Genomic DNA, 2,804 nt, shown 5'->3' with positions numbered 1-2,804 from the left:
AAAAAAATTATACTCATCAATCTGGTTATAGATCATAGACCAGGGTGCAAGAATATTCTTTCCCTTTTCCATTTTAGCCAGAGTCTGAGAGTGCTTTCGTACATGATCAACATTAGTTCTGAAAATTTTTGAATAAGCCATGCAAGCAAATACTATTTGCGCAGTAACCATGAGCGAAAACAATGCTGTAACAGCCTTTTTTTTCCATTTTAAATCCTTTATACTGAATATAGTAAGGGCAATGGTTATGACCATAAAAGGCATAAGAGCAACCAAGTATCTTGGACTATGGCTACTTGTTAGAACAGCAATGCTTATGAGAAGAATTAAAGTATAAGTCATTAAGGCTGGATAATTTTTCTTGCTCCTTCTAAATGAAACCAACATAGATATTATGAAAAGCCCGCTTATACCCCAGACATCTTGATCCCAAAAATAGCGTTTGTGCTCACCTAAAATTCGTTGAATATGGCCTACAATAGTATTAAATACATTTCCATCTACTTTTGAACTAAAGGTATCTTGATGAGTGGGCCAGTTTTTTAACTGAAACATATAAATTTCTATTGACTCCTGACTCCACAGACCTACGGTATAAATCATTGACACCACAAAAGCTACAGGAGCAAATAGCATTAAAGGCTTCCATTGTTTTTGAATAAGAAGATAAATAAAGCCTGCCACCGGAAATATCATTCCATTGAGGTGGCTTAGAAAGGCAAGTCCCGCAAAAAGACCCGCTAACATCAGCCTTGGAGCTGATTTATAATCATGGATAAAATAGAACGAAAGAAACCCAAAGCACATCACCATGACCTCAGGTCGGTAAATAAAGCCTCGATGAATGAGTTCTGGTGTAAGAAATAATAGTATAACTGCAAGAAATGCTAAAGCATCTCCTGTTTTCATTTTCACTTTTAAAAACCGATAAATGAAGTATGCTGTTGTGCTAAAAAAAAGAAGTATCAATAACTTGAAATAATACACGCTCCATCCAAATAAGAATACCACAGCCGCACCTAACCAAACCACTAGTTTATGATAAATAATCATATTAGAAGTCCAATCAAAAATGCCCGGCATACTTTTTATCTTGACATTACCTTCCTTTACAAGCCAGTAAGCCTGTTCACCAAACCACGGCTCATCTTGCTGTATATAACGGTGATAAAGTGAGACTACAAAGACTGCTATAACTAAAAATAAAGCCCACTTTAGTATATGGCTAACATTAATCTCTGACATATAGGATTTATACATTGGGTTTAATTTCGAATAATATATATGTTTATAAGTTAAGGCTTAAACCAAAAGAGATATTTTAATTACAACTCCTACATAAAGTGTTCAAACATAGTTTTACCCCAACATTAGTGAACAAAGTTATTACTGTTCTTGCCATACTTTATGCTTGGTTAAATAAATTCATTCAGGATGACGCCTTTATTAGCTTTAGGTATGCCAAGAGCTTTGCTGAAGGGAATGGCCTTAGGTGGAACATTGGTGAGATTGGGGTTGAAGGTTATAGTAATTTTTTATGGACCCTAATTATTTCAATTGGTTTAAAGCTAAAAATAGAGCCTGTGCTATTCAGCCAAATCATTGGCATTATGTTCTTTATACTCTCGCTTTTAATTGTTTATAATATAGCAAATCGAGTTTTCACAGGGTGGAATAGTACACTGTTTCTATTCCTGACTTCCTTTAATTATTCCTTTTCTATTTATGCCACTGGTGGACTTGAGACATCTGCTCAAACTTTCTTTTGTTTGTGCATTTTTTGGCTTGCGATTGAGTACATCAACAAAAAAAAACTAGCCACTCTTTTTCTCTATTCGTTTATTTCTGGAATCAGTTTATTAAACAGGTTAGACTCAGGACTTTTTATTTTAATAACCGGTGTTATCATCTTAATCAATATCATAAATGAATTTAAATTCACCTCAAGCGGAGTTAAAAGGTACTTTACTCTATTTCTTCCTGCATGTCTTATTGTATTTACTTGGCTAATTTGGAAATGGGATTACTACGGAAATATTTTGCCTAATACATTTTATGTCAAAGGTGGAATTGAAAAACCTTTAGAGGTACTTTTTAATGGATTCATGTTCGTGCTAATGTTTCTCCTTTACACATTTATGCTACCCTCTATACATATACTAGTCAAGACTATTTTCAAAGAGTCAAAAGCAGTAATTCACAATATCTCGAAACCTACATTGACCGGGCTTGCAAGTGTTGTAATCCTCTTCTGGGTAGCATACGTTCTGAAAATTGGTGGTGGATTTATGGAATTCAGGTTCCTTGTACCCATTATACCATTCTTGTTATTGCTAATTATCAAGGGGCTAGAAGGTTTGAATGGTAACTCAAGAAAAGTCTCTATTGGCCTCCTATTTTTAGGGCTTTTGGCACATCCATTATTATTTGGGAAAATTAAAGGTTTAAGATTTGGCGTTGAAAGTGCATCCAAATTGGAGTCACATTTATATAAAGAGAAATGGATTTCTGTTGGAAAAACCTTAAACGACTACTTTGACTCCACACATACTAAAATAGCAGTAACAGCTGCTGGTGCTATCCCTTATTATGCAGATTTGTATACTATTGATATGTTAGGGTTAAATGATAAATACATTGCCAAAAATGGCATTGTATTCGACACAAGGCCCGGTCACAGCAAGATTTCAGATATAAATTATTTGATCGATTCAAAAGTTAACCTTCTTATCGGACATCCTAAAATTGTTAATAATTCAGAAGGTTATTTGGCAGGAGCCAACGTACTGTCACCATCCAAAAAA

General features: G+C 34.5%; 2 protein-coding genes. One reads left to right on the top strand and one right to left on the bottom strand.

Going from position 1 to position 2,804, the window contains the following annotated elements:
• A partial coding sequence (locus E1140_RS00830; protein WP_155178057.1) for an ArnT family glycosyltransferase occupies positions 1 to 1,260 on the bottom strand: 1,260 nt, incomplete at its 3' end.
• 113 nt (positions 1,261 to 1,373) lie between these two features.
• On the opposite strand from E1140_RS00830, the gene E1140_RS00825 reads away from it, so the two are divergent.
• A partial coding sequence (locus E1140_RS00825; RefSeq protein WP_155178056.1) for a hypothetical protein occupies positions 1,374 to 2,804 on the top strand: 1,431 nt, incomplete at its 3' end.

The sequence above is a fragment of the Fulvivirga lutimaris genome, from assembly GCF_009711525.1.
Taxonomy (GTDB): Bacteria; Bacteroidota; Bacteroidia; order Cytophagales; family Cyclobacteriaceae; genus Fulvivirga; species Fulvivirga lutimaris.
This window is presented reverse-complemented; position numbering and strand designations above follow the sequence as displayed.